The organism is Ignavibacterium sp., assembly GCF_025998815.1.
GTDB lineage: Bacteria > Bacteroidota > Ignavibacteria > Ignavibacteriales > Ignavibacteriaceae > Ignavibacterium.
Genome location: NZ_AP026678.1, coordinates 54,569 through 79,950 on the forward strand (window position 1 = coordinate 54,569; position 25,382 = coordinate 79,950).

General features: G+C 34.5%; 23 protein-coding genes. 6 read left to right on the forward strand and 17 right to left on the reverse strand.

Translation table 11 applies throughout. The annotated features are described in order from the left end of the window. The first annotated feature begins 14 nt into the window (after positions 1-14). Positions 15-887, forward strand: a complete 873-nt coding sequence (locus Q0X14_RS00225) for a shikimate dehydrogenase (protein WP_297840823.1) — start codon at positions 15-17, stop codon at positions 885-887. Positions 888-1,004: 117 nt separating this feature from the next. On the opposite strand, the gene Q0X14_RS00230 is transcribed toward Q0X14_RS00225, so the two are convergent. Together Q0X14_RS00230 and Q0X14_RS00235 are read right to left on the reverse strand one after the other, a co-directional pair. Further along, positions 1,005-2,195, reverse strand: a complete 1,191-nt coding sequence (locus tag Q0X14_RS00230; protein ID WP_297840827.1) for a pyridoxal phosphate-dependent aminotransferase — start codon at positions 2,193-2,195, stop codon at positions 1,005-1,007. 157 nt (positions 2,196-2,352) lie between these two features. Then, entirely contained in the window at positions 2,353-2,859 is a 507-nt protein-coding gene (locus Q0X14_RS00235) for a hypothetical protein (protein ID WP_297840829.1), read from the reverse strand. Positions 2,860-2,951: 92 nt separating this feature from the next. On the opposite strand from Q0X14_RS00235, the gene Q0X14_RS00240 reads away from it, so the two are divergent. Beyond that, the gene (locus tag Q0X14_RS00240) at positions 2,952-3,788 is read left to right on the forward strand and encodes a dienelactone hydrolase family protein (RefSeq protein ID WP_297840831.1); all 837 of its coding nucleotides are present in this window, start codon (positions 2,952-2,954) and stop codon (positions 3,786-3,788) included. A 68-nt stretch (positions 3,789-3,856) separates the two neighbouring features. On the opposite strand, the gene mscL is transcribed toward Q0X14_RS00240, so the two are convergent. The 15 genes from mscL to hrcA form a co-directional block, all read right to left on the reverse strand. Further along, a complete protein-coding gene (gene mscL / locus Q0X14_RS00245) occupies positions 3,857-4,258 on the reverse strand; it encodes a large-conductance mechanosensitive channel protein MscL (RefSeq protein WP_297840834.1) in 402 nt (133 codons plus the stop codon). 170 nt (positions 4,259-4,428) lie between these two features. Further along, entirely contained in the window at positions 4,429-6,006 is a 1,578-nt protein-coding gene (locus Q0X14_RS00250) for a T9SS type A sorting domain-containing protein (protein ID WP_297840836.1), read from the reverse strand. A gap of 84 nt (positions 6,007-6,090) precedes the next feature. Continuing rightward, complete coding sequence (gene pckA / locus Q0X14_RS00255) at positions 6,091-7,743, reverse strand: phosphoenolpyruvate carboxykinase (ATP) (RefSeq protein ID WP_297840840.1); 1,653 nt, start codon at positions 7,741-7,743, stop codon at positions 6,091-6,093. Next, entirely contained in the window at positions 7,740-8,957 is a 1,218-nt protein-coding gene (locus Q0X14_RS00260) for a pyridoxal phosphate-dependent aminotransferase (RefSeq protein ID WP_297840843.1), read from the reverse strand. The genes pckA and Q0X14_RS00260 overlap by 4 nt, the downstream gene beginning before the upstream one ends. Before the next feature lie 94 nt (positions 8,958-9,051). Then, a complete protein-coding gene (coaD, locus tag Q0X14_RS00265; RefSeq protein WP_014559947.1) occupies positions 9,052-9,528 on the reverse strand; it encodes a pantetheine-phosphate adenylyltransferase in 477 nt (158 codons plus the stop codon). A gap of 57 nt (positions 9,529-9,585) precedes the next feature. Then, complete coding sequence (locus Q0X14_RS00270; protein WP_297840846.1) at positions 9,586-11,037, reverse strand: hypothetical protein; 1,452 nt, start codon at positions 11,035-11,037, stop codon at positions 9,586-9,588. Next, complete coding sequence (locus Q0X14_RS00275) at positions 11,034-13,013, reverse strand: choice-of-anchor B family protein (RefSeq protein ID WP_297840849.1); 1,980 nt, start codon at positions 13,011-13,013, stop codon at positions 11,034-11,036. The genes Q0X14_RS00270 and Q0X14_RS00275 overlap by 4 nt, the downstream gene beginning before the upstream one ends. A 51-nt stretch (positions 13,014-13,064) precedes the next feature. Further along, positions 13,065-15,173, reverse strand: coding sequence for an FG-GAP-like repeat-containing protein (locus tag Q0X14_RS00280; protein WP_297840851.1), 2,109 nt, complete (start codon positions 15,171-15,173; stop codon positions 13,065-13,067). Next, a complete protein-coding gene (gene rsmD, locus Q0X14_RS00285) occupies positions 15,149-15,700 on the reverse strand; it encodes a 16S rRNA (guanine(966)-N(2))-methyltransferase RsmD (RefSeq protein ID WP_297840853.1) in 552 nt (183 codons plus the stop codon). Before rsmD ends, Q0X14_RS00280 begins: the two co-directional genes overlap by 25 nt. A gap of 14 nt (positions 15,701-15,714) precedes the next feature. Next, a complete protein-coding gene (locus Q0X14_RS00290; protein ID WP_014559952.1) occupies positions 15,715-16,641 on the reverse strand; it encodes a hypothetical protein in 927 nt (308 codons plus the stop codon). 12 nt (positions 16,642-16,653) lie between these two features. Further along, positions 16,654-17,223 carry a hypothetical protein gene (locus Q0X14_RS00295; RefSeq protein WP_297840857.1) on the reverse strand — a complete coding sequence of 190 codons (570 nt, stop codon included), beginning with the start codon at positions 17,221-17,223 and terminating at the stop codon, positions 16,654-16,656. Between the two features lie 23 nt (positions 17,224-17,246). Continuing rightward, on the reverse strand, positions 17,247-17,738 hold the full coding sequence (locus Q0X14_RS00300) for a helix-hairpin-helix domain-containing protein (RefSeq protein WP_297840859.1): 492 nt from the start codon (positions 17,736-17,738) through the stop codon (positions 17,247-17,249). A gap of 4 nt (positions 17,739-17,742) precedes the next feature. Beyond that, positions 17,743-18,891 carry a molecular chaperone DnaJ gene (dnaJ, locus tag Q0X14_RS00305; protein ID WP_297840861.1) on the reverse strand — a complete coding sequence of 383 codons (1,149 nt, stop codon included), beginning with the start codon at positions 18,889-18,891 and terminating at the stop codon, positions 17,743-17,745. Positions 18,892-18,893: 2 nt separating this feature from the next. Continuing rightward, positions 18,894-19,484, reverse strand: coding sequence for a nucleotide exchange factor GrpE (gene grpE / locus Q0X14_RS00310; protein WP_297840863.1), 591 nt, complete (start codon positions 19,482-19,484; stop codon positions 18,894-18,896). Between the two features lie 15 nt (positions 19,485-19,499). Continuing rightward, positions 19,500-20,558: a heat-inducible transcriptional repressor HrcA gene (hrcA, locus tag Q0X14_RS00315; RefSeq protein WP_297840866.1), complete on the reverse strand. Its 1,059-nt coding sequence runs from the start codon at positions 20,556-20,558 to the stop codon at positions 19,500-19,502. A 151-nt stretch (positions 20,559-20,709) separates the two neighbouring features. On the opposite strand from hrcA, the gene purM reads away from it, so the two are divergent. The 4 genes from purM (at position 20,710) to prmA (ending at position 25,380) form a co-directional block, all read left to right on the forward strand. Next, positions 20,710-21,705, forward strand: a complete 996-nt coding sequence (gene purM / locus Q0X14_RS00320; protein ID WP_297840869.1) for a phosphoribosylformylglycinamidine cyclo-ligase — start codon at positions 20,710-20,712, stop codon at positions 21,703-21,705. A 3-nt stretch (positions 21,706-21,708) separates the two neighbouring features. Beyond that, complete coding sequence (locus Q0X14_RS00325; protein ID WP_297840872.1) at positions 21,709-23,070, forward strand: TatD family hydrolase; 1,362 nt, start codon at positions 21,709-21,711, stop codon at positions 23,068-23,070. An 87-nt stretch (positions 23,071-23,157) separates the two neighbouring features. Then, the gene (dacB, locus tag Q0X14_RS00330; protein ID WP_297840876.1) at positions 23,158-24,516 is read left to right on the forward strand and encodes a D-alanyl-D-alanine carboxypeptidase/D-alanyl-D-alanine-endopeptidase; all 1,359 of its coding nucleotides are present in this window, start codon (positions 23,158-23,160) and stop codon (positions 24,514-24,516) included. An 18-nt stretch (positions 24,517-24,534) separates the two neighbouring features. Then, on the forward strand, positions 24,535-25,380 hold the full coding sequence (prmA, locus tag Q0X14_RS00335; RefSeq protein WP_297840879.1) for a 50S ribosomal protein L11 methyltransferase: 846 nt from the start codon (positions 24,535-24,537) through the stop codon (positions 25,378-25,380). The last annotated feature ends 2 nt before the right edge of the window (positions 25,381-25,382 follow it).

Consider the following 25,382-nt stretch of genomic DNA (forward strand, 5'->3'; position numbering starts at 1 on the left):
ACCGATGATTTTTTATGAAAGACTCAATGCATCTTAAAACTCAACTTGTTGGATTAATCGGCCATCCTATTAAGCATACTTATTCTCCTTTTATTCATAATATTGCTTTTGAACTGACCGGACTTGATTACATTTATCTGCCATTTAATGTTGTACCTGCAAATCTGAAGAGCGCTATAAAAGGATTGGTTGCATTAGGTTACAGAGGTTTTAATGTAACGATACCTCACAAAGTAAAAGTAAAAGAATTTATGTCTAAAGTATCCGAAGAAGCATCATTTGTGGGAGCAATTAATACTGTGTTGATTGAAGAAGGGAAATTGTTCGGTTACAATACCGATGTTGCCGGTGCTCTTGAATCATTGTATTCATATCGAAAGGAAATTTCGGATAATGAATGTGTGGTGATTGGAGCAGGTGGCTCAGCGAGAGCAGTTATTTATACTCTTATCAAACATTTCAGACCTTCAAAAATTCATTTGGTTAACAGAACTGAACAACGAGCAGAAACCCTGAGACAGTTCTTCAAAACAAAAATGAAATTTGATGCCTTCACAGTTAATGAACTTATGCCACCTGATATAAAAGATATAATTAAAAATTCAGTTTTGATTGTTAATGCTACTTCTGTTGGAATGTATCCTGACGAAGATGATGCGGTTCTGACTCAGAAGGATTTGTTTTCAAAACAGCAGATAGTATTTGATTTAGTATATAATCCTGTTCAAACAAAGTTGCTCAAACTTGCGCAGAGTAACGGTGCAAGAACTGTTGATGGTATAAAAATGCTTGTTAATCAGGCAGCTAAATCCTTTGAAATCTGGACGGGCGAAAAGATGCCCGTTGAGCAAGTTGAGAAAGCACTTCTTCTTAAGATTAATAAATAGTTCTACTCACTTTAATAACTAAGTGAAACTAAATGTTATAAAGTCAAGTGGTAAAACTAGTCTTTACTACTAATTCATTATGAACACAAAAAGTCACTAAGAAAAGGATTAATAAATTCAGATTAAATGATTTAGTGTTTTTTTCAGTCTGTAAACTGCTTCTTTAAGATGATCCATTGAAGTTGCATACGACAATCTAATATATCCTTCCTTGCCAAAAGCACTTCCGGGAACAACTGCAATATGAGCTTCGTGAAGTAAGAACATTGCAAAGTCAAATGAACTTTCGATTCTTAATGTTTCGGTGTGATGATTAAAGAAAGTTGAAATGTTTGGGAAAAGATAAAATGCTCCTTCAGGCTTATAACAACTTACACCGCTAATAGAAATTAACTCATTAAAAATATATTCTCTTCTTTTCCTGAACTCAATTAACATTTCATCAATGATATACTGCGGACCGGCAACAGCTTCAATTGCGGCTGATTGTGATATTGATGATGCGTGTGAAGTTGTATGACTCTGAATTTTATTGATTCCATTTATAACTGCTTCTGGTCCGGCAGCATAACCAATTCGCCAGCCGGTCATCGCATAGGTTTTTGAAACTCCGTTTACAAGAATTGTTTTCTTTTTGAGATCAGGATGCAATGAAGGAAAGCTGACGAAATTAAAATCATCATAAACCATTTTTTCGTAAATCTCATCAGAGAGAATGTAAAAATTATTTTCGAGTGCAACCTCTGCAATTTCCTGTAATTCTTCTTTGGTGTAGGCCGAACCTGTTGGATTAGATGGATTGCACAGAATAAACATTTTTGTTTTTGGAGTAATTGCTTTTCTTAATTGCTCGCCAGTGACTTTAAAACCATTTTTTTCGTCTGTATCAATTATAACAGAAATACCATCTGCCAAATGAACCATTGCGGGATAAGAAACCCAATAAGGTGCAGGGATGATTACCTCATCACCTGGATTTACTGTTGCAAGTATTGCATTAAAAACACTTTGCTTAGCTCCATTCGAAACAATTATTTCATTAATATTATAATCAAGATGATTATCTCGTTTTAGTTTTGCAGCAATTGCTGTTCGCAATTCAACTGTTCCCTGATTTAATGTGTATCTTGTTCGGTTTTCATCAATGGCAATTTTGCCTGCATCTTTTATCGGATTTGGTGTATGAAAATCAGGTTCGCCAACACTTAAGTCGATTATATTCACACCCTGAGATTTTAATTTCTTCGCCTCTGCTGCAACCATCATGGTTGGAGAGGCATCCATATTTTTTACACGATCAGCTATCACTTTTTGCTCCTGTTTCGGATTAGTTTGGTGAGAAAAATTTTATGCAAAGATAAATGCGATAAACCAATTACCAAAAAATTTAATAATAGGAATTATGAAATAAGCAATTTTGCATACTAATAATTACAGATTAAAAAATTATCATATACATTTCGCTTTAGTTAAGTTTCGGATTCAATGCTTTGGCGACCTCCATCAATTTATTGGTATGCTGAAGAATATCATTTATTTCTTCCTGCGGAATGTCAACGAATTGTCCCTTAAGTTTCTTTGAAGATTCAAGAACATTTTGACCATCAAAATAAATTTCAACTTCAATGCTTCTTTTGTTTTTAGAGTTGGGTCCTTCAAAGCCAACTTCTTTTTGAGATAAATAAATTAATTCATCATTCTTGAAAAAATAGAGATTGGTTACTCCGCTCCAATATCCTTTTGCGAGGTCTTCATAAATATAAATTAAGTCTTTATCATCAAAATAAGCTCTGAAGTTCGAACGGTTTTCTCCCTGAACAAATAGTCCGGTGTACATCTCAGCATTATCAGTTTTATTTTTTATTACTTCTACTTCTTGTTTAATAAGTTCTATTTTTTCTTCACGACTCGCACAAGAGTATGCTGTTAATAAAAACAGAAATGAAACTATGATAGAGAATTTAATGTTCATCGAATAACCTGTTTATTTTGTTCAAAAATTCTTATTGTTGCGCACAAATATAAAAACACCACATAAATATTATTCATTTAAAAGGAGGTCAGATGTACCGATTACTAATTTTCTTATCGTTTATTTTGTTTTCGTCAATCAACTTTGCTCAGGAAAAGTCCTGCTGTCAGGTTGATGTTTCATTCGCAAGTTTTGGTGAGGATAAATCTTTTCGTGAAGCTCACCAATTACCTAAAGATTTTGTATTGCAGGATGCTAAAGGTAAAATGATTAAATTCAAAACAGCTGATGGAAAAGAAGCAAATGCTTATTACATCCAGTCACCAAAACCATCAAAAAAATTTGTTTTCGTTTTCCACGAGTGGTGGGGTTTAAATGATAACATAAAAAGAGAAGCAGACGAATTACAAAAAGAATTAGGTAATGTGAACATAATGGCGCTTGATTTATATGATGGTCAGGTTGCAACTAAAAGGGAAGATGCTGCAAAACTGATGCAATCAAATGATAAAACTCGTTCGATGGAGATTATTAAAGGTGCAATAAAATTTGCTGGTAAAGATGCTGAGATTGGAACCATTGGTTGGTGCTTTGGAGGCGGTTGGTCATTACAGGCAAGCATCTTAGCCGGCAAGCAGGGTAAAGCTTGTGTTATTTACTACGGAATAATTGAAAATACTCCCGAAACATTTAAAGATTTAAACGCACCGGTATTGGGAATTTTTGCTGAGAAAGATGGCTGGATAACGCCTGAAGTTTATGGAAATCTCGAAAAGAATTTGAAAGCTGCAGGAAAGAAAGTAACTGTTAAAAGTTTTAATGCTGATCACGCTTTTGCAAATCCAAGCAACAGCAATTTTGATGAAAAAGCAACTAATGAAGCAAAGGAACTGACACTAAAGTTCTTCAAAGAAAATTTGATGAAATGAAAAATGAAGTCACGCTGGGTAAAAATACTTAGCGTGACTTTCGAATTTAATTGTTTAAATATTTCTGATTAAGATTTCTTTAACAAATCTCTGATCTCAGTAAGAAGTTTTACATCTGCTGGTGGCTCAGGTGGAGCAGCAGGTTTTTCTTCTTCTTTCTTTTTCAGAGTGTTCATAGCTTTAATAACCATAAAAATTGCAAAAGCAATTATTATAAAGTCAATCACTGTGTTTATAAACATTCCGTATTTAAGCATAACAGCTGGTTGATCTCCTTCAGCGGCTTTTAGAGTTAATGCAAGGTCACTGAAATCAACCCCACCAAGCAGCAATCCAATTGGCGGCATAATTACATCACCGACAAATGATGAAACTATTTTTCCGAACGCACCTCCGATGATTATACCTACTGCCATATCAACAACATTTCCCCTCATTGCAAATGCTTTGAATTCCTGTAACATCTTCATTTCTGAGTCCTCCTTATTTTGGTAATTATGATTTGATTAAGGTACTGAAAAATAGGAAAAAATATTTTAGCAATAACATTGTTACAGCTTTGACAAAAAAAAGTTTGTCAGCCCTTCAGGAAAACAGACTGACAAACTTTATTAGAATATTTTATGTTAAAAATATTTGATTACTTCATAAGAACCATTTTCTTCATCGCAGTAAAATTACCTGCCTGAAGTTTATAGAGGTAAACTCCACTCGGCAAATTAGTAGCATTAAAGTTAACACTGTGATAACCTTTCTCCTGATCTTCATTTACAAGTACAGCTAATTCTTCACCAATAATATTGTGAACAGATAATCTAACCGAAGCTTTTTCTTTCAGAACATATCCAATCAAAGTAGTAGGGTTAAACGGATTCGGATAATTCTGTTCAAGAGCAAAGTTATCTATACTTCTTACATCAACTTCAATGACATCTGAAAAATTATAAAGGCCATTGAAATCAATTTGCTTTAGTCTGTAATAATATTTGCCTTCAAATGCACTTCGGTCAATGAAGGAATAATTCTGAACCTGAGTTGTTGAACCATGTCCCTTGACAAATCCAATAGTTGTAAAATCAGATTTATCTGCGCTTCTCTGAATTTCAAATCCATGATTATTTAATTCAGAAGCTGTGGTCCAAACTAACTGAACACCTTCTTTTTCAAGAGATGCTGTGAATGAAGTTAATTCAACAGGTAATGGTGGTCCAGAGAATCTGAGAATTGTGCCTGAATTACCACAAGCCCAGGCAAAATTAGCTGTAGCATCAATACCATAGAGAGTTTGAGTTGTACCTGTTGAAAGTGCTGTCCAGTTTACACCATCTGAAGAATACCAGCTTGCACCAGATGAACCTACAGCTAAATAGAGGTTAAAACCAGGGACATTAACAACATATCTGAAAGCAGCACCGGTAACAGGAGTTACAGTCCAGGTTACACCTCCATCAGTTGTTTTTGCAGTTGTTCCATCCAGACAAACTGCAACACCTTCATTGGCATTAGCAAAAGCCAGATAACTGGAGCCAGCGAACCCTTGTTGTTGATTAAATCCTGACACCGTCCAGGTATTACCTTTATCTGTTGATTTATAAACTTTGGTAGGATTTGCACTACCATTATAATATGAACTGAACCAAACAGTGTTTCCAACAACATCAATAGAACCAGCAGCTCCATATTCGCCATTTGTGCTATCAGCCGGCGGAATATTGCTTGCAGGAACTCTTGTCCAGGTATCTCCACCATTAGTTGTTACAAGAATTTCCCAATAAGTTGAAGGCCAGGGATCAGGGTCAGCATAACAAACTCCATCATTTGCATTGAAGAAGCGAATGCCGTCACTAAAGCCAGCCGGATTGTTATATTGTGCTGTCCAAGTCATACCACCATCAGTAGTTTTCCAGATTGTAAAATCTGCAGAACCACCAACTGTACCTGTAACCCAGGCAGTTAAAGAATCAATTGCATCTATTGAATAATTAGTTACTGCTGCATTCGTTGGAGTTTTGACTTCCCAGGTAGTGCCTCCATTAATTGTTCTGAGAACAACTCCACTTGCACCGCAAGCCCATACAACATTGTCGTCAACAGCTTTAAGCTGTCTGAGTCTTACTGTTGTTCCACTGGTTTGCGCAACCCATTGAGAAAATACATCAACAGTAGAAAATAGAACGAGAACAATGAGAACAAATAAAGCAGGAATTTGTTTTTTCATAGTATTACTCCTGTTAATATTGATTGAAGGTGAATTGTTATTTAGTGCCCAAATGGTTCTCATTAAACTTAATAAAATATTTTTTCATTTGCCAAGTCTTACAGGACCAGCATTTTTAACTTCTTCGCTGCAACCATCAGAAAATAATTTAAAGTTCTCAATGAATCTTGCTGCAAGTGCATCATACTTTTTCCAATATTCATCTTTATTTCCCCAACTGCTTGAAGGATCAAGGACATCTGCGGGAACATCCGGACAAGTCAGTGGAACTTCGAAACCAAATAATTTATCTTTTCTGTATTGAACATTATCGAGTTTACCTTCAAGGGCTGCATTTAAAAGATTTCTTGTATGACGGATGGAAATTCTTTTCCCAACTCCGAATCTTCCGCCAACCCAACCGGTATTAACCAACCACACGTTTGCATTGTGCTTCAGCATTCTTTCCTTTAGCATAGCAGCATATTCGAATGGATGACGTACCATAAATGGTGCTCCAAAGCAAGCGCTGAAAGTTATTTGCGGCTCGATTCCTAATCCGATTTCTGTGCCTGCGATTTTCGAAGTGTAACCGCTTATAAAATGATATTGTGCCTGTGCCGGATTTAGTCTTGCAATTGGTGGAAGAACACCCGAAGCATCACAAGTAAGGAAAATAATATTTTTTGGATGCGAACGAACATATCCTTCAGGAACAATGTTTGGAATAAATTCAAGAGGATATGAAGCTCTTGTGTTTTCTGTAATGTGGTCGTCATCCAAATCAATGTAGCGGCTTGTTAAATCGTAAACTACATTTTCGAGAATTGTACCGAATCGTCTTGTCGTTGCATAAATTTCAGGTTCGTGTTCTGCAGAAAGGCGAATAACTTTCGCATAACATCCGCCTTCAAAATTAAACACTCCTTGTGAACTCCAGCCGTGTTCATCATCTCCGATTAATCTTCTCTTAGGATCAGCTGATAGTGTTGTTTTACCAGTTCCGCTCAGACCGAAGAAAAGAGCCACATCACCATCTTTTCCAACATTAGCCGAGCAATGCATCGGTAATACATCTTCAAAAGTCAGAAGGAAATTCAACAGAGTAAAAACTGATTTTTTAATTTCTCCGCCATAAAGCGTATTTGCAATTACAGCCATTCTTTGCTCAAAGTTAAGAATGATGGCGGTTTCGGTTCTTGTTCCATCAACTGCAGGATCAACTTTAAAGCCTGGTAAGCAAACTACAGTAAATTCAGGAACGAATTTTTTTAGTTCGTCACGGTTTTCAGTTGTGATGAACATATTTCTTGCAAATAAACTATGCCATGCTTTTTCCGTAATTATTCTTATCGGCATTTTATAATCAGGATCAGCACCCACATAACAATCCTGCACAAACAGTTCTTCACCCTGGCAATATGCCTGAACTCTTCCCATCAATTGATTGAACTTTTCAGAACTGAACGGACGATTATAGATTCCCCACCAAATCTTATCATTGGTAGATTGTTCCTGAACAATAAATTTATCTGCTGCAGCTCGTGCGGTATGTTTACCAGTATGAACAACAATAGGACCCTGTTTAGTAAGTCTTCCTTCATTGCGAAAAATTATTTCTTCGTACAAAGCTTCATCTGGTAAATTCCAGAAAACTCTATCAAGATCAGTGAAACCCTGATTTTTCAATCTATAATCAGAAGCAAGCTCCATTGCCTGCTTTGTAGCCGGTGTGTTGAATTCTAAATATTTACTCATGCCCAATCCCTCACTAATTTTCTGTCGCCAATGTATAATTCATTTGGTGAATTAGGATCTAAAGCCCATTTCATTCTTTCAATTCCTTCCTGAATGTCTTTAATCGAACCGCAATAACTTAAACGCAAGTAACCATCAAGTCCGAATTCTTTTCCTGGAACAGTAAGCACCTGAACTTTGTCAATAAGAAATTCGGAAAGTTTGTTGGAATCTTTTTCGTAAGCTGAAAAGTCAGCAAAACAATAAAATGTTCCGTCAGGTTTTGTAACACGAACACCTTCAAATGAATTCAGAAGAGCAATCATTACATTACGGTTGTTTTCAAGTGTTGCGCGCAAACTTTCAACTCCGGATTGAATTCCATTCAATGCACCAACAGCAGCTTTCTGCAGAATAACAGAAGGACCTGAGGTCTGATGTCCCTGAATATTTGCCATTGCTTCAATCACTTTTTTATTTCCAACAGCCCAGCCAATTCTGTAACCTGTCATTGCATATTGTTTAGATACACCATTTATTAAAATTATCTTGGAATTCTCATCCAGCTTCTTCGCAAATTTGTAACAGTTGATTGGTTTTCTTCCATCGAAAATCAAACGATGATAAATATCGTCCATAATCAACCACAGATCTTTCTTTTCACAAAACTCAACTACTTCTGCGATAAAGTCTTCAGAGTACATTGCTCCTGTTGGATTATTCGGACTGTTTATGATTACAGCTTTTGTATAAGAGCCAACTCTATCAGTTATATCTTTGATTGAAGGATAGAATGTTCCGTCCTCAGGCAGAGCAGGCACAGGAATGGCACCAATCAATCTTGCCATATCAGGATAACTTACCCAGTAAGGTGCAGGAAAAATAACTTCTTCCTGTGGATTTAATATTGCCTGTAGAGCTACCATAATAGCTTGCTTGGCTCCGCTTGAAGCAATAACATTTTCCGGCTTTACCTTTCTTTCATAAAATTCTTCTGTGTAGCGTATGATTGCCTGTTTCAATGCAGGAATACCATCTGCCGGTGCATAACGAACTTCACCGGTATTTACATGCGCAATTGCGGCAAGCATTGCATCCATTGGAGCTTTACTTTTAGGTTCTCCACCACCAAGGTGAATTACGGGATCACCTTTTTCTTTTAGTATTGCGAACTTTTCATTTAACTTTAGAGTGGGGGAGGGTTTGATGGATTTTGCTATTAAACTAAGACTCATAGAAACCCCTGAAAATGTAAATAAATTTATAAATTGCTACTGAAACTTATTTTCGTTTGTTCAGAGAAACAAGAGGAAATTGAACTAAAAAACATCAGGGAAATTTCTTTTTTAAAGCTTCATGAACATTTGGCGGGACAAAATTACTTACATCAGCGTGCAGAGATGCTAAATTTCTTATAACCGTAGAGTTGAGATAAGTATATCTTTCGTGAGGCATCAGAAAGATTGTTGTTATATCACCAGCAAGTTTCCTGTTCATCAATGCCATTTGAAATTCAAACTCAAAGTCGCTTATCTGTCTTAATCCTCTTATTATTCCGATTGCACCGACTTGTTTAGCATGTTCAACTGTTAATCCATTAAATGAATCTATAACAACACGATCAAATTCTTTAAGACTTTCGCGAAGCATCTCAACTCTTTCTTCAGTTGTAAAGAGAGGTTGCTTGGTAGGATTTATTGCAACTGTTACAATAACCTGATCAAATAATTCAACTGCTCTTCTGACAATGTCTATATGACCGTAAGTGACAGGATCGAATGTTCCGGGATAAATAACTTTTTTCATAAAAAAATTTTTTTATTCTCAACAAAAATTATGATTTGGATTGTTATAAAAAAACTTCTATTTCTCTACTACCAAACCAGATGGATATTCTTCAAGCTCCAGGACTTTAATTACACTCATTGTTCGAGTATCAATAATTGCAAGATTTCCATTTGTTCCTTCACCATTCACCTTAAATTTTGGTGTGAACATTCCTGAGGTATTTCTGCTTGAAACATATAAATAATTATTATCTGCTGAAATATCGCAACCGTGCGGCATACTGAAACGATGATCAGTAATAGTTGTAAACTTATTCCAGGATTCACCGGATTTTTCAATTACTTCAACATTTCCATGATCGCCTGACATATGATTGCCCATAGTAGCAACAAAAATTTTATTTCCATCAGAAGATACAGCAATGTGCATGGGTGCATTGTTAACATCAATTTCTGAAATTATGGAGTCGGACAAGGTACTCAATACAAGAAGCTTATTCGTACCTCTTGCAGATATGTAAACATAATTCCCATCCGGTGAACAGTTAGCTTGCATCGGTTCTGTTCCTGATGGAAGAATGATGTCATCAATAAATTCTAAAGTTCTTGCGTTTACTTTACTTATTCTGTCTTTGGTAAGATTAGCGACATAAAGTATTGAATCATTCGGAGTGAGCGCAATTGCATGAGGCACGCCTGTAACAGGTAATGTTATTTCCTGAATAACTGACATATCAGATAATCTTATCGCATAAACAGAATTGTAAATACTTGGTGAAGTTGATGATCGTGAAACAAAAGCGATAGAACCATCACTTGTTATTTGAATCATCCCGGCTTTTTCAATCCCATCCGCAGAAGCAACTATTTGGTTATCTGATTTTCTTATCTTTAGAAATTTACCTGCAGAGATAAGAGTTACATAATAATAATCTCCAAATTCTTTTATCATATGAGGCGAATCTGTTGTAGGTGTAGCCGATACATCAACTATTCTTGATACAACTTTAAAGTCTCCATCAATAACAGAAACAAAATCACTGGATTGATTGCATACATAAACTCTGTATGATGGATTGGTGAAAGGAATTTCTCCCAGATTATTTTTAGCTCCGTTATCAATCCAGTTTTTTATACGGGATTTTTGTTCCGATGAGAGATTTAAATTTTCGTGTGGACTAATTGGAGTTACATTGCCTTCAATAATCTGATAAATTAAACTTTTAGCTGAATTGAATGGAATCAAAACTTCACCTTCAAATTCTGCATTGTGTCCCTGATGCGGATGAACTGCACCTTTAATAAGCGATGAGTATTTTTCCATTGAAATGTCACCAGCAGGATTTGTCCCGGAATGACATCCTGCTGTAGCACAACTGTTTACAAAAACATCAGCAACGCCCGGGCTTTCAAAACCGTTATTATTCTCATCAATACCTGTTGGAGGATCGCTTAATCCTTCTCCGCAGGATACAATTATAATTGAAATAAAACTAACAAATAGAATTAAGAATAAAATTTTTCTCATTTCATTAAACTCATTTTAATTGTTTTTGAAAAATCTCCAGATGTCATCTTTGCTAAATAAATTCCTGATGGTAATAAAGAAGCATCGAATTTAATCTTATATGCACCGGCAGTCCGAAATTCATCCAATAAAACACTAACACTCTGTCCCAAAGTGTTAAAGACTTCTATCTTCACATTTCCTGATTCTTTTAATTTAAAGGAAATATCAGTAGACGGATTGAATGGATTTGGAAAGTTTTGTTCAAGATTATATTCATAAACTGTGGTATTATAATCACTACTTGTAAGTGGCTCTACAAAAATCTGCCAGGTAAGTTCATTAGTATAAAATCCATTGCTAAACACAACCCGAACTGAATCAGTCCTTGGTGCCGGATAAATTGTTAGTGAACGATACAGATATGAATTTCCATTATTATTAAAAACAGCATTACCATTTCTGAACCATTGATATGTTATATTTAATAAACTTGTATCAGCTACATTCACAAGGAATGGAACTTCTCCATTGTTCAAAATTGTAGTATCAGATGAAGGAGAAAATCCGTTTACTACTAACTGTCCGGGAATTTTGACAAAGTAATTAAAAAAACTTGGAGGTGGATTTTCACCAAGAGGATTAATCCCTGAGCCACCTTCAGGAAGGGTTGAGACATTATTATCATTATCTACTGCTGCAATGTAGTATTGGACTTCGGTTCTGTTAGGTTGGCCAGGAATTATAAACTCATATAAAGAACCGCTTGGACCATTGTTATCTGTAATGGTGAACCAATCTGAAGTTAACTCATCTCTTACAGTTCTGTAATGGAGATTAGCTCCCGTAATTTGTCCATCATCTGAAATATTTGCAGATATTATCACAGCCGAATCTGTATAAACTAAACTTTGATTGAAGTGACTAATCTGTGGAGGAATGTTGCTTGGTGGATTGAACTGTAAAACATATAAACCTGTACTGATATCTGAAATTAATGTAATGCCTGATGGCAGATATGGATAACAACCCCAGGCACCATTATAAGTACCACTATTTGATGAATAAGTGTCATATTCTCCGGCAAGAAATGGATTTGAAGGATCTGAAATATCAAGAACTACATAACCATGTTTATAATAAGAAATGTGAGCATAATTTCCCTTGATAAATAAATTATGGACAGGATCTCCGCTTGTTGGCGTCGGATTATTCATTTGCCAGGTTGGAACAACCAGGTCCCAACTGGTTCGATCCTGAAGATCCCAAACTGTTACGTCTCTTACATCAAATTCTTCAGTACCTACAAAATATCTTTTGTCTTCAGTCATCCAACCACTGTGGGCATAAATTCCGGGTAATGAAGGACTGACTGAGATAAGAACAGGATTAGATTTATTAGAAACATCAATTAAATCATATGAATCTTCTGCAGCAGCAACTACTGTATCGTTCCAAACATAAACATCGTGTATATAATTACTTCCGAGATAATATGCAGTTCTTGTTGGATTAATCGGATTTGATAAATCCAGAATATGCATACCTCCACCATTATTCGTTCCGATTACATAAGCATAACCATTATCAATAAAAATATTATGAGCACGAGTAAACCAGGTTTCAATCGTATTAACAAGTGTAGCTGAATTCGGTAAGTTTGATAAATCAACTATTTGAAGTCCTCTGCCTGTTCCGGTTCCTTCAGTAACAATGTAAGCATAATGAGAATGTACTTTAATATCACGCCAAATGGAATTTGGTCCAGGAATAAATGCAACTTCAACAGGATTTGTTGGATTGGTTACATTAACTATTGAAGTTCCGTGTTGTGTACCAAGCAATGCATATTCTCTTCCCTGGGAATCAACATAACCCCAAATATCATTATATCCGATTGTAGGATAAGGATTGAAATTACTAAGGAGAGTCACATTAGTTTGAGAATTTGAATTTTGCACAAACAAAATCAAAATTATGAACAGAAAGTTTCTCATTAAACTTCTCCAATGAAATATTTTAGAAAAAAGATGAAGTGTTTTTAAAATTTATTTTAATAATACAATTTTCTGAGCAACAGTTTTATTGCTGCTCTTTGCCAAAACAATGAATACCCCGGATGAGTTTATTAAATTTTGATTTTTTTCGGCTTCCCAAATGAAAGTATGATTACCGGAGTTTAAAATTCCAGAATAAATATTCTCAATCTTTTCTCCCAAAATATTATATATATCAATTGTTACAAAATCTGAAGTGTTTGACTTTAGCAATAAATTTGTTGTAGAGTTAGTGGGATTTGGAAAAATTTCCAAATAAAATTCATCTGGTGTGTATGAAGAATTGTCTTCGACTGAGTTGACAGTCGTATTTCTGAAAAAATAGATTCCTCCCTTTACATTACCAATACATACATCCAGGTCAAAATCGTTATCAATGTCTGTGAATGTTATTTGAGAAAATCCTCCGAAATTATATTGTTGAAATTCAGTTTGTTGTTGGTGCCAAACAGGAATTTCGTTTGTTCCTGTATTACGGAAGTAAAATATTTTTCCATTTCTATTACCACAGAATAAATCATTTACTCCATCAACATCAAAATCAATTATTTCAGGTGCACTGTTATCACCAACATCAATCGTTTGAAAAAATGATGGAACATATTCAAAAGAAAAATTTTCAGATGTACCAATATTTTTATAATAGTAAAGCTTTCCATTGAAGGCACCACAAATCAGATCTAAATCATTGTCAGAATCAAAATCATATAGTAATGGAATTGAGCTTGTTCCTACATCTATTATAATCGAATTATTATCTCTCAAAACTCCCTCAGAAACAAAATTAGGATTAAAACGATTGCCGGTGTTTAAATATAATTCAAAGGTTCCATCGAATCTTCCTACTATTAATTCAAAATCACTATCATTGTCCAAATCACCAAATGCAGGAACTGCGGATAAGTCATTAGTAATGCCGGAAAATTGTTTGGTAATTAATTGAAATTGAGGTTGTGATGAATTGCCTGTATTTTCAAAATACCAGATTGTGCCAAGCGGATTATTTACACTACCGACAAATAAATCATTATCACCGTCGGAATCAATATCAACAAAAGCTGAATGAGAATTGTTACCTACATCAAATGTATAGAAGTAATCATCAGAAACTTTAGAGTAGTCTGGTGAAGTTTGATTTCCAATATTTTCATAAAACATTAGCGATTGTTTAACAGTAGGATCATAAAGAACACTTACAAATAAGTCTAAGTCGGAATCTCCATTAATATCAACGACTCTTGGCATATTAAATCCTTGTGTATTCACGCTATCTGAGTTAAACGGAAAAACAGGGGACAATAGTTGCATCTCAGGCGAGAAGGGAGTTCCATTATTTTTAAGAAAGTATAAACTATTGCTGAAAAAATCTCCCCAAAGTAAATCAAGATCGCCATCATTTTCATAATCGAAAAATTCAAGTGAGCTTGCACCGTGCTTATTCTCAGAATTTTTTGCTGTACCAATGATCAGAATATCCTGCCAGAAGTTCGTCACAAAATTGAATGCAAATTGTTCCGCAGAACCGATATTTTCATAAAATGTTACTGTACCGGCTGTATTACCAAAAAAGAAATCATAATCACCATCTGAATCAATATCTGCAAGAGTAGGATTGCTTCCAAATTCAGCGTAGATAATTTGTGAGTTTATATCTTTAAGTGTATCAATAAGCAAAATAAAATTTGGAGAAGAAGGATTTCCTTTGTTCAAATAAAGGCTAACAAAACTTCCGTTAGCAGTGAAGTAATCGAAGTCATTATCATTATCAATATCAACAAAGTAAAACCAATCTTTAAAAGATAATCCGGATGGTGGAGAAAGTTGTAATTCAAATACAGGCTGAAAACGACTACCTGTATTCAAATAAAAATCAAATGTACCATCGCTGTTCAGCACGAATAAATCAAAATCGTTATCAGAATCAATATCAATGAACTGTGTTTCGGGATTATTTAAACCACCGGAAAATATGTTTTTATAAATTCCTGATTCACCAATAATTATAGGTTCATTGGTAACTCGCTGGAAAGTTTGGGAATTTAGATTTAGTGATAAAATCAGAAATAATAATATTATCAGATAGTTATTTTGTATAAACACGCGTCACCAATGATTCTGAATGGTTCTACTTTAAAGTTTTCAATATCTTTTTCTTTGGTCTGGATTGATCTTTCGATAATCAGCAAGCTTTCAGAATTCATATAACCATTTTGTTTTAGATTTTCAACAACATTATAAATATCATATTCAAAGAAAGGAGGATCAGCTAATATCAAATCAAAGGATTTAGTACTTTTTTTTCTTGTGAACACAATGGCTTCGGAACGCACTACAGAACATTTGTTTTCAATCTCAAGTGATTTGATATTCTCATTAAGATTTTTATAAATCATATTATTCTTCTCTACAAAAAGAACTGATTTTGCTCCGCGACTGATACATTCGAAACCAAGCGAGCCTGAACCTGAATACAAATCAAGAACTTCTATTCCTTCAAAATCAATTAAGTTATTTAGTATGTTGAATAATGTTTCTCTTACTCTATCGGTGGTTGGTCTTATAAATTTTGATTGAGGGACATTAAAAAATCTACCTTTCAAATAACCAGAAATTATTCTCATTCTCATAAAATTATCTGCGATTAACCAATTCTGAATGCTATTCCGGCAGCAGGTGCAAAGGAGTTATACTTTTCAAGATAATATTTATTCTCGTAAAGTTGCGGCAGAGGTCTGATTTTATCGAAAGGATTGAACAGAATAAAATCTAGTCCTAATACTTTCTTCAATGTCTGAACTACTGAGCCAGAAATCTCATCACCTGAGATGAATGCTGCTTCTATCTGGCTTCTCTCGATTTTCAGTGTGGAAGAATGATGTGTTTCCCGAATGAGATGATCAGGAATTTCGCTGGCATCCTTAAGCGGAATTACTTTGAAGTACAAAGGTTTCCCGTTGAATGCAAATAATATAGAAAGATATTTGTTGTTGAAGTGAATGCTTAAAGTAAGTCCTTTATAAACTATTGCATTACTTAGTGAAAGAGATCTTTCTGCGGCAAGATGAAGATTATCTACGAATCTGAGCCGAAGATTATTTTTCTTGCAAAAGTTATCTAAAAGTTGAATGAATCTTCGTGGTACGGCAAAAACCAAAGCGCTTGCTGTTTCATTAAAAATACATCTTTCAATTTCAAAAAATTGAATGGCTAAATTTTTAACCGGGGCGAATGGATAAAGTACTGATAATTCCCATCGGAATTCTTCAATCAGATCACGATATAACAAAGTATTTTCATAAGGGATTTGCATCGAATAAAGTAATTCAAAGGGAAGTGTGAATGAAACAGCGGAACAATTGAGAGGTTTTTTAATCAGCAATTCATCATAAGCGCCCTGAAGCAGAGCGCTTATTTTTGTGTCTTTATCATTATCAAAATCAATTGGGTCGTTGAAGTAAGCTTCGTCAACATTTACAAGCCGGAACTGATCACCGACATAGTTAACCTCAACAACCTGTAATTTGGTACTGGATAAACTAAAACCTGCATGATTTTCAAATCCAGCCATCAGATAAATTTGTTATTCCCATGAAGCTGTGTTTTTCAGAGCATCATTGTCAAGACTTCCAACCGTACCATATCCATCAGGATCTTCAATCAGGTATCTTGTACCTTTTACAATTTTCTTTTCCACTCGAAGAAGTTTGCCGGCTGGAGTAACAACAGAATCAACAGCTTCTGAGCTATCTATTCTGACGATAAATCTTTGTTGAGATTTTGGAGTTTTGAATAAACTATCCGGAGTAAATTCTCCATGCGAAAGCTTTACAAAAGGATTAGAACTTTTGTTTGTTACAGGATCAATTGAATTAACAATACTGTCAACGAATTTATCTGTTTTAACGAAATTAATAAGTGCATCAAGATTATCTGTAAAAGATCCGTTCTTCTTTTGCCAGAGAATTTCTGCTTGTTTTAGGTTTGTCATTCTAAGGCGAGCTTCTTTTTTATAATAAGCTTCTCTTTCCATAATTTCTTTTGGATCAATTATGGCAACTTTAATAAGTATAACAGTTAGTATTGCTATAACTGTATAAAGAGCAACATGAACATACCAGGGATCTTCATTAGTATGATTTGTAATGGACATTTTACCTCCGGAATAATAATTTCTTAATCAATAAAAATGTAGTTAATAATTTTATCTAATTTTTTAGAACCAATTCCTTTTACTTTTAATAAGTCTTCAGGTTTCCGAAATCTTCCAATTTTTTCCCGAAGTTCGATTATGTTTTTTGCTGTCGTTTCTCCGATTCCCGGAAGACTCATTAATTCCTGCTTTGTTGCCTTGTTTAGATTTATACTTTTTTCAGCAGGTAATTGCTTTGTATAAACATTATTAAAACTTTGTTTGTTAAAATCGAAAACTTCCTGCTTATAATCAACATTTTTATTTATTATTTCTGAATTATTACCATCATTTTCATCCGAACTGAAAAAAATGCTGTCTATTTGAGCGTAATTATAAAAAGTAAGATCAGTTTTTTCGTTTATACCGAAAATAAATTTTATAAGAATACCAACAATTAAAGTCAGAATTAAAAATCCTGATATCTTTAATTCAGTTTGAGTAAGATTGAGTTTTTTCGAAAGTTTTTCAAACATAAAATTACAATCCGAACTTTCTGAAAAATCCTTTACCCTCTGTAATCTTACCTTTGAAATTTGGTTGTTCAGAAAGCTCTTTCAGAAGTTCCTTTTCTCTGTTTGTTAACTTCTTCGGGAATTCAACAATAACTCTGACAAGCTGATCTCCATATCCTGGTTGATTGAGATGTTTAATCCCTTTGTTTGTCATTTTCAACATTTTGCCTGAAGGTGTTCCCGGATCAATTTTTAGCATTGCTTTTCCGTTGAGAGTTGGAACTTCAACCTCGGTTCCTAAAATTGCTTCCGGAATGGAAAGATGAAGATCGTAAATTATATCATCACCTTCGCGAACAAAATATTCGTGTTCAATTTCTTTGAAGACAACAATCAAATCACCGGCTCTTCCACCTTTCTTACCAGCATTTCCTTCACCACTTAAAGTCATATAACTACCTTCGTGAACACCGGCAGGAACATCAATTTTCAATGTAGTTTCTTCTGTAACTCTTCCATCTCCGTGACACTTTGTACAAGCTACTTCAACAATTTCTCCTTCGCCATTACAGGTCCGGCACGGAGTGATGTTTACGAATTGTCCGAATACTGACCTTGTAACTTGTCTTATTTCTCCCGTTCCTTTGCAAATTGGACAAGTCTTTTTCGAACTACCTTTTTCGGCGCCTGTTCCGTTGCATTCATTACACTTTACTTGCTTTTTTAGTTTGATGGTTTTGGAAGTACCGGTTGCTATTTCTTCTAATGTTAAGTTAAGCGTTACTCTTAAATCAGAGCCCGGAGTTCCGGTTGATCTTCTCCGACTTCTTGAACTAGTTGAAGAAGTTCCGAAGAAATCATCGAAGATTGAACCACCACCAAAAATATCTGAGAAGTGTGAGAAAATATCATTGATGTCTGTAAAGCCACCACCGCTAAATCCTGAATTTCTTAATCCATCGTGACCAAAGCGATCGTAATTTGCACGCTTTGTATCATCACTTAGTACTTCATAAGCTTCAGCAGCTTCTTTGAATTTTTCTTCAGCTTCTTTATCACCCGGATTTCTGTCAGGGTGATATTGCATTGCCAGTTTGCGATATGCTTTTTTTAATTCTTCTTTAGTAGCAGACCTTGAAACACCAAGAACTTCGTAATAGTCACGCTTTGCCATAATTATTCTTCTGCCTGAGCTTCTGAGCTAACAACAACTTTAGAGTGTCTGATTACTTTATCTCTGTACATATAACCTTTTTCAAGTTCGTCGAGCACAGTATGTGGAGGCACTGATGGGTCTTCTCTTTGCATCAATGCGTCGTGATATTCTACATCGAATGGTTTCCCAACTGCTTCAATCTTTTTCACGCCTTGTTCTTCCAGTACTTTAATAAGTTTATTGTAAATAAGCTGAACACCTTCTTTAAGTTTTTCATAATCATTTGAATCGTTGATGTGTTCTAATGACCTTTCAAAATCATCTACAACAGGCAATATTTTTTTTATGAATGATTCGGCAGCGTAGTTCAAAAGATTTAGCTGATCATTCTCAGTTCTTCTTTTATAGTTTTCAAACTCTGCAGCTTTTCTAAGAAATTTTTCTTTCCACTCGTTTGATTCTTTTTCCAGTTCTTCAATTCTTTTCTGAAGTTCTTCTACATTTATTTCTTTGTTTGATTCGTTCATCTTTTTATTCTGTTCTTCCGTTTCATTTTGATTTGAATTTTGATTTAATTCGTTAATTTCCTGAGTATTTTCATTCTCGTTCATATCTTAAACCTCCTTTTATCTCTTATTACCTTTCAAAAATTCAGAAAGTATTTCTGAAATATATGCTACAATCGAAACAATTTTTGAATATTCCATTCTCTTTGGACCAATTATTCCAAGCACTCCTTTTATATCACCAAAATCATATTCCTTTGTAATCAAACTATACTCTTTAAGTTTTTCGTCTTCATTTTCACTTCCAATTGTGATTACTATATCATTCTTAACATCACTTCTTTGTTTTTCAAGTATATGAATAATTATATCTTTGTTCTCAATAAGTTCCACAACACTCTGGAATTTTTCCGGATTCTCAAACTCTGGCTGATGAATAATATTTGTTGCACCAGTTACAACAATTTTATCATCTTTCTTAATATCGGTGAAGACTTTATCTGCTGAGTCAAAGAATAATCTGATAATTGGTTTTTCTTCCGACTCAACATCTGCAAACCTTTCTTTAAAAGTATTACGGATTTCTTCAAAAGTTAATCCGCTAAGTTTTTCATTAAGTTTAGATTCTACTGATTCAAGTACTGAAGGATTAACTTCAAAATCCATTTCAAGAGTAATTGTTTTTATTATTCCGGAAGTTACAGCAACAATTACCAGTAAACGATTTGATGAAAGCTCAACTAATTGGATTTTATTCAATATCGCTTTATCCAAAGTCGGATAGGACACGCAAGCAATCTGATGTGTAACTGTGCTTAGAATTTTTGAGGCAATTTTTAGTAAATCATCAGGTTCTTCTGCCTGATTTTCGAGTGATTTTGCAATTAAATCTTTTTCTTCCTCTTTAAGATTTTGAATTTCCATCAGAGAATCGACATAATAACGATAACCTTTATCAGTTGGAACTCTTCCGGCTGAAGTATGTGGATGATTGATGTAACCCGACTCTTCCAAATCAGCCATAACATTTCTTATCGTAGCCGGAGAAAAACCCACTTCATATTTTTTTGCAATATAGCGCGAACCAACCGGAGCAGCAGTCAGAATAAACTGCTGAACGATTGAACGAAGTATCAGCTTTTCTCTTTCATTTAGTTCTTCGTGAACAATTTTCATCATAATATCTTCTAAATTAGGTGCGCAAATATATCAATAAATGGCAAAAATTTCTGTGGTGAAATTCTCTCTGTTCAGTTGATGATTGATTTAAAAAACTTTGTAATTCACTACTGTTAATAGTAATTTTTCAAACAAAAATATGGAGAAAAATTTGTCAGAAACTTATAAATCCGCTGGTGTTGATATCCTTGCAGGCGATAAGACGATTGAAAAGATAAAAGGATTCGCAAAATCTACATTCAATAAAAATGTTTTGTCAGATATCGGGCTTTTCGGTGGATTTTATGAACTCGATTTAACTGGTTATAAAAATCCTGTTCTGGTTTCCAGCGTTGACGGAGTAGGCACCAAACTAAAAATTGCTTTCGAAATGGATAAACACGATACTATCGGACAGGATTTGGTAAACCATTGCGTTAACGATATTGCTGTCTGTGGTGCCGAACCTCTTTTCTTTTTGGATTATTACGCAACCGGAAAATTAAATCCTGATAAAGCCGCAAAAGTGATCGAAGGGTTCTCAATTGCCTGTAAAGAAAATGGTTGTGCACTCATTGGTGGTGAAACTGCTGAAATGCCCGGCTTTTATCAGGGCGAGGATTATGATGTTTCGGGAACAATTGTTGGAATTGTTGAGAAAGGAAAAATTATAAACGGTTCAAAAATTCAAAAAGGCGATGTACTAATCGGAATAACCTCAAATGGACTTCATACCAATGGTTATTCTCTTGCGAGAAAAGTGTTGCTTGAAAAATTTAAACTTGATCAGTACTTCGATGAATTAGGTCATACACTTGGCGAAGAACTTCTAAGAGTTCATAAATCTTATTTGAAGTTGATTAAAGAACTCAAATCTAAAGTTGAAGTAAAAGGTTTATCTCATATAACAGGCGGAGGAATTATTGGAAATACAAAACGTATAATTCCTGAAGGACTTTCTCTAAATGTTCATTGGGGCAATTGGGAAATGCCTGCAATTTTCAAACTGATTATGAACACTGGAAATGTTCCTGTTGAAGAGATGAGAAATGTTTTTAATCTGGGAATTGGTTTGGTTGTTATAGTTTCACCAAAACAGGAAAGATTAACTTTTGAGATTGCTCACGAAATGAAAGAACATGCATTGCACATCGGAGAGGTAGTTTGATTTATGTTCGTAGATACTCACGCACATCTTTTTTATGAGAACTTTAAAAATGATTTGGATGAAGTTATAAAGCGTGCAAAAGAAAATGGTGTTGATTACATTCTCGTTCCTGCCACTGACATCAAAACTGCTGAAGAAACACTTAAACTTTGTGATAATTACGATTTCATTTACGCTGCAGTTGGAGTTCATCCTCACGACACCAAAGATTGGGATGATTCCTTACTCAGTAAAATTGAACAGCTTGCAAAGAATCCCAAAGTTGTTGCAATAGGTGAAATAGGCTTGGATTATTACTATGATTTTTCACCCAGGACACAGCAAATAAAAGCATTCCGATCTCAAATAGAACTTGCGCTTAAACTTGAATTACCTGTCATCATTCATAATCGTGATTCTGATGAGGATATGATGGAAATAATTTCATCATATTGTTCAACAGGATTGAAAGCACACTTCCATTGTTTCAATGCTTCACTTAACGATGCAATTGAGTACATGAAAATGAATCACTTTATTTCTTTCACAGGAAATATCACATTTAAAAAAAGTGATCAACTGAGGAATATTCTGAAGCTCATTGATCTTAACCATTTGTTGCTTGAAACTGATTCACCATTTATGACACCGGTTCCACATCGTGGAAAGAGAAATGAACCGGCATTCGTAAAACTTGTTGCGGAAAAAATAGCAGAAGTTCACAATACACCGGTTGAGGATATCTCAAGAATAACTTCACTGAATGCTTTCAGAATGTTTGGAATAGGAAGTAAACCAAAAGTGAGTTTTACTTACAAACTTGGTAATTCACTTTACATAAATGTAACCAACCGATGCAATGCTGATTGTGTTTTCTGCAGAAGAAAAGAGGATCCTTTTTTAAGAGGATATAATCTTGGTATGACAAAATCGGAAGAGCCTGGCGCAGATGTTTATATAAAAGAAATCGGCGATCCCAAACAATATGATGAAATTGTATTTTGTGGCTATGGTGAGCCAACAATTCGTTGGGACTTAGTTAAAGAAATTGCCAGATATGTTAAAGAGCATGGCGGAAAGACAAGATTGAATACAAATGGTCACGGAAATTTTATTAATCGACGCGATATAACACCTGAAATGAAAGGATTGATTGATGTTGTGTCAATTAGCTTCAATACTTTTAATCCAAGACAATATGCCGAGATAATGCGAGTAGATGAATTGCATTTTTATGAAATGCTCGACTTCGCAAAGAAGTGCAAACCATTTGTAGAAAAAGTTGTAATGACTGTAGTTGATTTTGATGAAATTGAAATTGAAAAAGCAAAGAAAGTCGTTGAAGAAGAAATTGGTGCCGAATTCAGAGTACGGCATTATTTCTAAAAATCAAATTTTATGATACTGTCTGAAACATTTAATTAGTGTCAATTAGTGAAATTCGTGGCTAATAATCATTGAACAGAAAAAATTATGCTTAATAAACTACTGTTTTCTTTTCTGATAATAACTATCTCCTTCCCTCAATCCTTATCGACAAAGCTCAATAAAATAATCGGGAATAAATTTTTTGATACTTGTTTAGTTGCTGTTCAGGTTGAGGATCTTACCGGAAATAAAACTTTATTCAAAAAAAACGAAAAGATGCTTCTTCGACCAGCTTCAAACATGAAAATTTTAACAAGTGCTGCCGGATTGATTTTTCTTGGAGAAAATTATGAGTTCACTACCCGACTTTATTATGACGGATACATATCTAACGACACATTGAATGGAAATCTATACTTTGAAGGAGGTTGCGATCCTGATTTTACAACAAATGATTTTTATCATTTTCTAAATTCTATTCAAGAAAAAAATATCAGACATGTAAACGGAAATATTTTTGGCGATATTTCATTCAAAGATTCTTTGTATTGGGGAAAAGGTTGGATGTGGGACGATGATCCGTCATCAGACGCTCCACGATTAAGTGCTCTTAATCTTAATGATAATTGTGTTACGATCGTGACTTCAGAGAATACAATCGGGTTATATCCGAAAACAAATTTTGTAGATTTAATTTTTAATGAAAAGGACTCCGTTTTTTCAGTTAGCCGTGATTGGCTTAATGGAACAAATAAAATTTTAATAAATGGAAAATCAAACTATATTGATTCAATCAAAGTGAACATCATAAATCCGGAAAAATATTTTCTGACGGTCTTCAGAGAAATTCTGGATTCAAATGGAATTTCAGTCTCAGGAGAAATTGGATTGAGGAAGGTAAATGAAAACAGCAAGCTTCTTGAATCATTTAAAAGAAAATATTCAGATGTGATAATTAATCTGAATAAGAATAGCGATAATCTTAGCGCTGAGATGACTTTGTATGCTTTGTCAGAAAAATATTTTGGAAAACCTGCTTCAGCCGACAGCGGGTTAAAAATGATTAAAACACTTATTGATTCTCTGGGATTAAATTCAGAGAATTATCGCTTAGTGGATGGTTCCGGAGTTTCACATTATAATGTTATCAGCGCAGAGCTGATTGTGAAATCATTAAAATATATTTATCAGAAATATCCGGATTGGTTCAAGATACTTTATGATTCTTTTCCTGTTGCCGGAGTTGATGGTACTTTGGAAAACAGAATGAAGCTTTCTAACGCAGTTAATAATGTTCATGCTAAAACCGGCACATTGACTGGTGTAAGTTGTCTTTCAGGATATGTTACAACAAGAAGAAATCATCTGCTGGCATTTTCAATAATGATGCAGAATTTTGTCGGCTCTTCCAAACGAGCAAGAGATTTTCAGGATAAAATTTGCGAAATATTGAGTAATTATTAATTCGATAAAAACAGTTTTATGAAAAAATCCTATAAAGAATTTCTAATCACTTCAGAACCATTAAATGCAGAGATACTCTCTTCAGTACTTTGGGAATTGAATATTGATGGTATCAGTGAAGAGATAAACTGTATCAAAGTATTCACGCAGGACCAAAGCATCACTGAAGACGAAATAAAAAATGCTTTGGAGGAATTAAGAAAAAATAATTTGATTCGAACTTATTATGTTCAGGAAAATGTTCTGCATGAAAAGAACTGGAACGAAGAATGGGAAAAGAGCAGGGAAGTTTTACACATAACGGATAAGATTGTAATCAAACCAACTTTTAAAGAATATGAATCGGGTAAAGATGAAATTGTAATCACACTTGATCCCAAAATGTCATTTGGAACAGGTGATCACGCAACAACAAAAATATGTGTGAAGTTTTTGGAAAAATATCTTCAACCAAATTCGAATGTACTTGATGTTGGTTCCGGGACAGCAATTCTCAGTATTGTTGCAGCAAAACTTGGTGCCTCGAAAGTTATTGCATTTGATATTGATGAATGGTCTCTGCTAAACGGGAAAGAAAATGTTAAACTTAATTCAGTGGATAATATTGTTGATGTCAGAATGTGTGAATTAAAAGATATAGCAGAAAGAAATTTTGATCTTATCGTAGCAAATATTCAACGAAATATTTTAGTTGAACTTGCTGAAGAAATAAATAACAGGTTAAGTAAAAATGGTATTTTAATCCTTTCCGGTCTACTTGAGAGTGATCGTCAAATCATAACAGAAAAATATTCTGAGCTCGGTTTTAGTGAAGTTGATTTTATGCAATTGGATGAGTGGATAGGAATTGTTTTCAGAAAATAAGT

Excerpts from the sequence above, each read along its gene's own strand:
- Q0X14_RS00225 (WP_297840823.1), top strand. The coding sequence starts at position 15 with ATGAAAGACTCAATGCATCTTAAAACTCAACTTGTTGGATTAATCGGC.
- Q0X14_RS00235 (WP_297840829.1), bottom strand. The coding sequence starts at position 2,859 with ATGAACATTAAATTCTCTATCATAGTTTCATTTCTGTTTTTATTAACA.
- Q0X14_RS00240 (WP_297840831.1), top strand. The coding sequence starts at position 2,952 with ATGTACCGATTACTAATTTTCTTATCGTTTATTTTGTTTTCGTCAATC.
- mscL (WP_297840834.1), bottom strand. The coding sequence starts at position 4,258 with ATGAAGATGTTACAGGAATTCAAAGCATTTGCAATGAGGGGAAATGTT.
- Q0X14_RS00250 (WP_297840836.1), bottom strand. The coding sequence starts at position 6,006 with ATGAAAAAACAAATTCCTGCTTTATTTGTTCTCATTGTTCTCGTTCTA.
- pckA (WP_297840840.1), bottom strand. The coding sequence starts at position 7,743 with ATGAGTAAATATTTAGAATTCAACACACCGGCTACAAAGCAGGCAATG.
- Q0X14_RS00260 (WP_297840843.1), bottom strand. The coding sequence starts at position 8,957 with ATGAGTCTTAGTTTAATAGCAAAATCCATCAAACCCTCCCCCACTCTA.
- coaD (WP_014559947.1), bottom strand. The coding sequence starts at position 9,528 with ATGAAAAAAGTTATTTATCCCGGAACATTCGATCCTGTCACTTACGGT.
- Q0X14_RS00270 (WP_297840846.1), bottom strand. The coding sequence starts at position 11,037 with ATGAGAAAAATTTTATTCTTAATTCTATTTGTTAGTTTTATTTCAATT.
- Q0X14_RS00275 (WP_297840849.1), bottom strand. The coding sequence starts at position 13,013 with ATGAGAAACTTTCTGTTCATAATTTTGATTTTGTTTGTGCAAAATTCA.
- rsmD (WP_297840853.1), bottom strand. The coding sequence starts at position 15,700 with ATGAGAATGAGAATAATTTCTGGTTATTTGAAAGGTAGATTTTTTAAT.
- Q0X14_RS00290 (WP_014559952.1), bottom strand. The coding sequence starts at position 16,641 with ATGGCTGGATTTGAAAATCATGCAGGTTTTAGTTTATCCAGTACCAAA.
- Q0X14_RS00295 (WP_297840857.1), bottom strand. The coding sequence starts at position 17,223 with ATGTCCATTACAAATCATACTAATGAAGATCCCTGGTATGTTCATGTT.
- Q0X14_RS00300 (WP_297840859.1), bottom strand. The coding sequence starts at position 17,738 with ATGTTTGAAAAACTTTCGAAAAAACTCAATCTTACTCAAACTGAATTA.
- dnaJ (WP_297840861.1), bottom strand. The coding sequence starts at position 18,891 with ATGGCAAAGCGTGACTATTACGAAGTTCTTGGTGTTTCAAGGTCTGCT.
- grpE (WP_297840863.1), bottom strand. The coding sequence starts at position 19,484 with ATGAACGAGAATGAAAATACTCAGGAAATTAACGAATTAAATCAAAAT.
- hrcA (WP_297840866.1), bottom strand. The coding sequence starts at position 20,558 with ATGATGAAAATTGTTCACGAAGAACTAAATGAAAGAGAAAAGCTGATA.
- Q0X14_RS00325 (WP_297840872.1), top strand. The coding sequence starts at position 21,709 with ATGTTCGTAGATACTCACGCACATCTTTTTTATGAGAACTTTAAAAAT.
- dacB (WP_297840876.1), top strand. The coding sequence starts at position 23,158 with ATGCTTAATAAACTACTGTTTTCTTTTCTGATAATAACTATCTCCTTC.
- prmA (WP_297840879.1), top strand. The coding sequence starts at position 24,535 with ATGAAAAAATCCTATAAAGAATTTCTAATCACTTCAGAACCATTAAAT.